The organism is Burkholderia lata, assembly GCF_902499335.1.
Taxonomy (GTDB): domain Bacteria; phylum Pseudomonadota; class Gammaproteobacteria; order Burkholderiales; family Burkholderiaceae; genus Burkholderia; species Burkholderia lata_B.
Window position 1 is genome coordinate 1 of sequence record NZ_CABVQK010000035.1, and the last position, 8,044, is coordinate 8,044.

Annotated in this window: 5 protein-coding genes; 4 read left to right on the plus strand and 1 reads right to left on the minus strand. The window is 61.4% G+C overall.

From position 1 onward, the window contains the following. On the plus strand, positions 1 to 723 hold a 723-nt coding region (locus BCO18175_RS40220; RefSeq protein ID WP_174989356.1), incomplete at its 5' end, for a hypothetical protein. A 220-nt stretch (positions 724 to 943) separates the two neighbouring features. Here the strand turns inward: BCO18175_RS40220 and BCO18175_RS40225 are convergent. Further along, positions 944 to 3,988, minus strand: coding sequence for a hybrid sensor histidine kinase/response regulator (locus tag BCO18175_RS40225; protein ID WP_254608260.1), 3,045 nt, complete (start codon positions 3,986 to 3,988; stop codon positions 944 to 946). A 396-nt stretch (positions 3,989 to 4,384) separates the two neighbouring features. Between BCO18175_RS40225 and BCO18175_RS40230 the strand changes: the two genes are divergently transcribed. The 3 genes from BCO18175_RS40230 to BCO18175_RS40240 form a co-directional block, all read left to right on the plus strand. Beyond that, positions 4,385 to 5,800, plus strand: a complete 1,416-nt coding sequence (locus tag BCO18175_RS40230; protein WP_254608261.1) for a M23 family metallopeptidase — start codon at positions 4,385 to 4,387, stop codon at positions 5,798 to 5,800. 61 nt (positions 5,801 to 5,861) lie between these two features. Further along, positions 5,862 to 6,110, plus strand: a complete 249-nt coding sequence (locus BCO18175_RS40235) for a hypothetical protein (protein ID WP_174989358.1) — start codon at positions 5,862 to 5,864, stop codon at positions 6,108 to 6,110. A 332-nt stretch (positions 6,111 to 6,442) separates the two neighbouring features. Next, a partial coding sequence (locus tag BCO18175_RS40240; protein ID WP_254608262.1) for an Ig-like domain-containing protein occupies positions 6,443 to 8,044 on the plus strand: 1,602 nt, incomplete at its 3' end.

Genomic DNA, 8,044 nt, shown 5'->3' on the forward strand with positions numbered 1-8,044 from the left:
AACAACGAGTATCTGCGGATAGACAACAAGTTTTATCGAACGAACCACCAGCGCGATTCGAGCGGCGAGCTGCAGCGTGGCATCTTCCGGCCCAACAACAGCACCGATCGTTTCGATGTCGAGCGCGTCGGCGATCGATGGAATATTCGTCCGAATGAACTCAAGCTGCGCGGTGGGGCAATGCCCACAATTGGGACAGATGATCCTTCGGTCCCCGTACGCTCCCTCTACCGCGTCGACAATCGAAAATTCGGTGACTTGACCGACGCTGGTTTCGTGCCATGGGCACCTCTTTCCACGGATCAAGCGAGAAAATTCTTCAAGAATTTCTTGGGTAACGCTGATGCCAGCGGTTTGCCGAGCGATCTCTACACGGGCTCGGGGGGGGCTAAACCGACGCTCGGAACACTTTCAAATTACATAAAGTACAAAAAGGACCGCAGTACTAATTGGGTATCTTCAGCTATCAACACTGAAGGCGGTGGCCAAAGTGCGGGAGCGCCACTTTATCAGTTCGATACAAAACTCTTTGCCTATGAGATCTCTCGTGGACAACTGGTTCCATTGCCGAATGGACGGACAGGAAATCTCAAACCTGCATTGTTAATGGATGGGAAGGATATCGATAGTTCGACGATATTTGCGATCGATCATGGCAAGCTGGACGATGCAGAAATATCGTTTTTTTCACCGATTCCGAAATCTCACGTTCGTCAACTCTGAAATTTTGTCTTGTCCCTTCAAGAGATCGTTCGTCAGGCAAATCAAGCTGCTTCGATTTGCCTGATTTCTTCGGACCGTTTCAAGCCTGGAGAACGGCCTCAGTTGAACCAAAGCAAGAAGAGTACCGGCAATTTCAGCAACAGCGGCGATTCGTCGGATTGCGCTACCTCGATCGCGGCCTTCAGGATCTGGCACAGTTGTTCGAGAATAGGCGCGCGGCTCAAGCTGCGCGTCGGCGCAGGATCGACTGAGCGAGCAGATCGAGTGCGGGGAGGTGCTCGAGAATCGCTTGGCAGTCGCTCGACTTGCCGAGCCCTTCCAAGTGCTCGCAAAGCCGTACCATCTCCGCTTCGTGGATCATCGCGAACGCCCCTTTGATCCGGTGCAACTGGCTCAATACCTCGGTCATGTCATACGACGCAAGCGCCTGATGGATCAAGTGGCTGGACGCTTCGAGTGACTCTTGGAGCCCGCTGCGCATGGTTTCCGACAACGCTCCCCGTGTGGGATCCGCTACCGCCGATGCGGCTCGCGGCGATTTTTTCAAATGACGCACCTGCTCGCGGATCTCGTGGTCGAGTGCCTCGAGCGACAGGGGTTTCAGCAAGACCCCGTCGATTCCCGCACGCGTGCAGCGTTGACGTTCTTGCTCCGTGGCATGAGCGGTGATCGCGATGATCGGCACCGGGGTGCCTCTATCGCGCAGGAATTCCGCGAGCGTGTAGCCGTCCATCCCCGGCATGTTCAGGTCGGTGAGCACCATGTCGTAGCGATGCTCGCCGAACAGGCGCAGGGCGGCCATGCCGCCGGATGCCATGTCCGACTGGTAGCCGAGGAGTTCGAGTTGATCGTGTATCAGTTCGCGGTTCACCGGATGGTCGTCGACAACCAGCACGCGCGCGACGGCGACTTCGGGTTCCCCAGCATGAGGCGCGGTGCTCGGGGAGGGGCCGGCGTCAACGTTGGTCCGGGCATTGGCGCCCGCATCCACGTGGAGCGGCAACGTCACGATGAAGGTGCTGCCGACGCCCGCCTCGGACGTGAAATCGATCTTGCCGCCCATGAGTTCCGCCAGCTTCTTGCACAGCGAGAGGCCGAGCCCGGTGCCGCCAAAGCGGCGCGTAATAGATGCATCCGCCTGGCTGAACTCCTTGAATACGTTCTCTTGCTGCTCCGGTGTCATGCCGATGCCTGAATCGATCACGCCGATGACGATCGGCGAGTCGAGCCTCGCTTCATCTTCCGGATAGACTTCGAACAGAACCTCGCCGCTGTCAGTGAATTTGATTGCGTTGCCGATCAGATTCATCATGATCTGGCGGATCCGGGTCGGATCGCCGAGATATCGGGGCGCCAGCGTATCGGCAATCATGCAGTCGAACTGGAGCGCCTTCGCATGCGCGATCGGGGTGAGGGTGGCTGCCACTTCGCGGGCGAGTTCGGCGAGGTCGAAGCGAATCGTCTCGACGGACATCTGCCCGGACTCCACCTTGGACAGGTCGAGGATGTCGTTGATGATGCCCAGCAGTGCGGTCGACGACGACATCGCCGTGCGGAGCCGCTTGCTCTGGACGATGGACAGCGGCGAGCGATCGAGCAATTCCAGATGGCCGAAGATCGCGTTGAGCGGCGTGCGGATTTCGTGACTCATGGTCGCGAGAAACGTGGATTTGGCGCGATTCGCAGCGTCGGCCGCGAGGCGCGCCTCTTCAAGCGTGCGCTCGATGTTCTTGCGGGCAGTGATGTCCGTGACATTGCACAGGAGCACGTCGGTACCCTGGTATTTGGTCCGGACGGTGCTTGCGTGCAGGTCGATGTTGCTTCCGTCGGCGAACGGCAACTGCACGTCGAGCCCGGTTTCCCACGCTGTCGCGGGCGGCGCACGCTTGTAGCGCTCGAGCAGCCGCGCGTGCAGTGGTGGCTGCGACGCGTCCGCGCGGGCGCCCCACGCGCGCATCACGTCGTTCTGCAGCAGGATCTCGCCGCTTGCGTATGACAGTAGCGCAAGGCCAGATGGTGCGGTCGACACCATCGTGCGATTCAGGTTCTCGCTTTCGAATATGCGTTGTGAGCGCTCGTAGCCTGGCGTAAAGACCTTCCGGTCGAGGAGAATGACGAACGTCCAGATCACTGCGATTGCGAGCAGCATTGCCCCTGCATAGCCGGCCAGCCGTGGCCAGGCTTCCGCGATGATTGTGCGCCACGAGAACACGTAGATAAGCATCCATCCCGCGCCGGCCAGCTGATCCCGAAAGACGAAGAGGCCATCCCGATAATGCAAATCGGGTTTCTTGCCGGCCCATTTCGGCAGGGACGTGCGCAGGATTCGGCGGGAGAGCGCGTTGCCGCTCTCCACCGGCTCCGTGCTCAGCACGAGCTTGCCCGTCTGGTCGACGATCACGGACGCTTCGTCATAGCGACTGCCTGCCAGGCGGGCACGCAACGTGTCGACCGGCACGTCGGTGACGAAGAACACGAATGGTTTGCCGTGGTCCAGCCCAGCCTGTACGAGGCGGACAACCTGCTTGCGGCTGAACGGATCGGTCGTCGGCAGGAGCCAGACCGGATTGCGATCGGTCAGTAACTGCCTGGCGAGTGAGGACGTGCCCGACTCGCTCAGCACCGGAGCGACGCGTTGCAGCAGCGCGGCGGTGCTGGTCACCTGATGCGATTCGAGCGGGTTGGTGTCCGCGGGAGCCGGCTGGATCGTAAGGAAATGGCCGTCCGGACTGTAAAAGTAGCCGGACAGCGATCGCCCTTGAACCTTGGTGTAGGCACCCACGCGGTAGCTGAAATCCTCCGCGAGGGCAAGATATCGGGCCAGGGTTGTCCGGTCGGGCGAAGACGGTATGTCGCCCAGCACTAGCAGCGGGTCGAAATTGGGGTTGCCTTGCAGCATGAGGTGGCCGTGCTGGGCGATGAACGCGTCGACGAGGGCCGGATCCGCTGGCTGGCGCTGGTCCCAGACGGACTCTTCATGCACGATGCCGACCTTCAGCGCACTTTCTCTTGCGGTCAGTTCCAGTTGCACCAGGAGCTTGCGCACGCCGAATTCCGCGGCGCGTTCGGCGACATAGTCCTTGACCAGCGAATGCAACACGACAGCAGTCACGAGAACGAACACGATCGAAACCAGCGCCCCACCTCCGTACAGCATCGCGCGCTGGTACCGGTTCAACGCTTCTGGCCGGCCGGCGTCCGGCTCCAGCGGGGCGGAGCGGGCGGGACCATTCGAAAGCGGATCACCATGCGTTTGTTGAGCCATGAGCGACGGACCGGTCGGACGAGGAATTCGGCAGGATAGTGAACGGCATGGCGTGATTGGGTGTCGACGAATGCCATCACGCCTGAATCATCGTGCCCCTGATTCTAATCGTCCCGACGCCAAAAGCAATGCGGCCATGCAGCACCATGGAGACCTGTTTTCTTACGTTTGTGAAAGCAAGTTCGTACTTATCCGATTCTGTTTCGAATCGATCAAATTGGTTGGAACGATCGTCGTCGATACACTCGCTTCAACTGCTGCAGGGCTCCGCGGCGCGATGAACGATTGAAGCGACGTGCATGATTCGGCGCGCTTCAGCGGTTTCGTGCCGCAGTTGTATTCCGATACGTCGCCAGTCATGTCCGCAGTTCCCGTTCCTTTACCGCGAGGCATTCCGTGATTCGGTCGATTCATTTCCATTCTCATCAATCGTGTCGGCACGCAATCGATGCACGCGTATCGATTCATTCAAGCCGTCGATTTGCGCTCGGCGTTGTGTCGTGCGCCGTCCTGTTGCTCGGCCTGACGGGAACGCTCGAGGCCGCGTCGAAGCGGCAATCCGGGGTGCGCGACATGACGCCGGCGGTGGCAAGCGGCGCGAATGAGTCGCTACCCGTCGAAACGGCTTTCGCACTCACTCGCGGGTCGGTCCGGCTGACGTTGTTCGATGCCGAACTGGCGTCAAGCGGTCGTCAACCGGCTGATCATCCGGCGATGCTTGCGCCGTTGCGCGAGGATCTGTCCTCCTATCCCTTCATTGCGTTGTCGCGGGACGAATCGGTACTCGTTTCGATGTGCGGTTTCGACACCGCGCTGTGCGCGGTGAAGCCGCTTGGCGACGGTTCGGCTGAGGCGACGTCCGCAACACCGGTCGCACCCACGGTCGTTGCGTCGGCAGCGAGCGACGCACCGCGGGCCAACGCGGTGAAACGTCTCGACGCCACGGCCTTCGTGCTGCCGGAAGAAGATGCTGGCGCACGCACAGGAGCCATCGTGCGCAACCTCGGCGAGACGCTGAAACATGCGGATCTTCCGCCTGGCGTTGCCGCACAAGTGCTGCGGATTTTCGACGCGCGCATCAATCCGAACGCCAACGCGCACGCCAACGACAGCTATCGAATTCTCTATGAGCGCATCGACCGGAACAGCGCGCCCACGCGGCGCCTGCATGTCAGCGCTGTTGAAATCCGGCTCGGCGGCAAGCTCCATCGGGCCGCTTGGTTCAAGGCGCCGGGTCAGAAAAACGGTGCCTACTACTCGTTCGACGGTCAGCCGCTTGCGGCCGCGCCGTTCGTGCTTCCGGTGTCTCACTCTCGGATCAGTTCGTCGTTCGGGATGAGAATCCATCCGGTTCGTGGTGAGCGGCATGGTCATACCGGCGTCGACTTCGCCGCACCAACCGGCACGCCGGTGCACGCGGCGGGGGCGGGAAAGGTTCGGTTTGTTGGCTGGGAGCCCGGTTACGGCAACTACGTCGTGGTGCAGCATCCGGGCGGGCATACGACGTGGTACGGCCATCTGTCCGCATTCGCGAAAGGCCTGCGCGCGGGCATGCCAGTGACACAGAGGCAGCATCTCGGCGCGGTCGGCAGTACCGGCACGGCGACGGGCCCACATCTGCACTTCGAGGTGCGGACGAACAACCTGCCTATCGAACCGCTCGGTTTCATTGCGCGGGCGACTCCGCAGCGTCTGGCCGGTGAGCAGCGCGTGGCGTTCAACCGAACGGTTCAGGGCGTGCGCACGCAGTTGGCCGCGTTGCCGGCCACGCTGAACACGGCGTCGGCCGATGTGCGTACCGGAAAATCGTAAACTCGTCCTGATACCGAGTCCTGGCGGCGTACAGGGTTCCTCGTCTGCCCACTGGCCGTCCATGCAAGACGAAGTCGATTCCGCACTTCCAGGAAACATCCAGACGGCTCGTGATCCGCTGGCCATAGTCCCCGAAAATGACACACGCGGTGCCGCATTCGCGGCACCGGCTAACCATGCGGCAAACGGCATGGGTATCGCCATGGTCAGTCATCCTCGACCCTCAATTTCCGCACCGATTCGCGCGACGTTCAGGCAGACATCGCTGCCACTGGTGGTGACCGATCACGCATCAACCATGCATCAATGATGCGATTCATCCTTTCGACTCATCCCGATAGCTTGATCTGTTGCGCTTTTGATACGCGAGCGTTTCCCTGCCACGGAAGCGGGCTGTCCGGTGTTAGCGCCCTCGATTCGTGTCGCGATGGGGTTCCCGCGGGTGCAATTCCTGTCGCTACTCCCTATCCCGATTTATTTCGTTCTAGTCCGATGCGTGGCGAAACTCGTCCAATTCTGTTTCCCAGCCGAATCGTCAAAATTCAACCTGTTCACTGGCCTATCTGCGTGCCGGATGAATACCTCTATCGATGCTGGCTGTCCGGCTAGCACCAGACTCTTTGACTAAGGACATTTGCGAAAATGAGTACTGTGAAGCTTGCCGTGGTGGACGGCAACACGATCAATCAAACGCTGGACCTGCGCGCGTCGAAGCAAGGCGCGCCGGCCCGGGTAAAGGCCGTGAAAGGCGGCAAGTTCATCCTGGCAGACAGCCAGACTGGCCATGGTCCGGAGAACGTCACGGTGCGCCGTGTCGGCAAGAACCTGCACCTGAGCCTGGAAGGTACCGATCTCGATCAGCCGCAACTGATCATCGAGGACTTCTATGGCAATGAAGGGTCGCTGATCGGCCTCGGCGAGGACGGTGCCTACCATCAATACATCTCGTCCGACGCGGACGATGATCACGCGATTGCGATGCTTGCCGACGGCACAGCGTCGCCGCAGGTGCTGGGAGCGGAGACGCTCGCAGGCTTCGACATGGGCGGCTTGGTGGCGGCGCCTGGCGCGGCGCTTGGCAGCCTGGGCGGCCTGGGGCTGTTCGGCCTGGCGGCGCTGGGCATGCTGGGTGTGGCAGCCGCGGCAGGCGCGCTCGGCAAGGATGATGGTCCGACGAGTGGCGACAATGGGGGGGGGGACGGCGGTGGCGGTGATGGTGGCGCTCGTCCCAAGGCACCGTCGGTCGACGGCGTAGTCGACAACGTCGGCAGCATCACGGGTCCGGTCGCCAGCGGCGGCGTGACCGACGATCGTCGTCCTGTGTTCAGCGGCAAGGGTGAGACGCCGGGTAACCGCATCGAGCTGTGGGACGGCGACAAGAAGATCGGCGAAACGATCGTGAAGGCAGACGGCACGTGGGAACTGCAACCCACGTCGCCGCTCGACAACGGCCCGCACAACATTGTCGCGGTGGAGGTCGACAAGGATGGCAACAAGAGCGATCCGTCGGACCGTTTCGATTTCGTCGTCGACACGATGGCGCCGGACAAGCCGGCCATCGAGTCGATCCAAGACAACGTTGAGCCGGCGGGCGAGATCGAGCCGGGCAAGGCGACCAACGACAACCGGCCGACGCTGTCGGGTCGTGGTGAGCCGGGCGCGCGCCTGGAAGTGTTTGCCAATGGCGAAAAGATTGGCGAAACGACGGTCAATGCGGACGGCACTTGGACGTTCCGTCCCGAGCACCCGCTGCCGGACGGTCCGCAGGAATTCACCGCGGTGGCGAGCGATGCGGCCGGCAACGTCGGGTTGCCGTCGGATCCGGTGATGGTGATCGTGGATACGTACGTGCCGGAGAAGCCGGTGGTCGGCGAAGTGACCGATAACGTTGGCGATATTGCAGGCCCGATCGACAACGGCGGGGTGACTGATGACGATCGCCCGACGTTTACAGGCGGCGGCCAGCGTCCGGGCGACACTGTGACGATCATCGACGAGAACGGCAATCCGATCGGCTCGGGGATCGTGGACGACGATGGCAACTGGACTGTCCAGCCGGACGAACCGCTGGATGATGGCGAGCATCGGCTGGAACTGATCGTGACGACGCCGGGCGGTAATACCACGGATCCGTCGGATCCGTGGGACCTGATAGTCGACACCGAGCCGCCGGAGCAGCCGGTAATTGGCGACATCTGGGACAACACGGATCCGTCGAACCTGGTGCCGATTGGCGAGGATGGG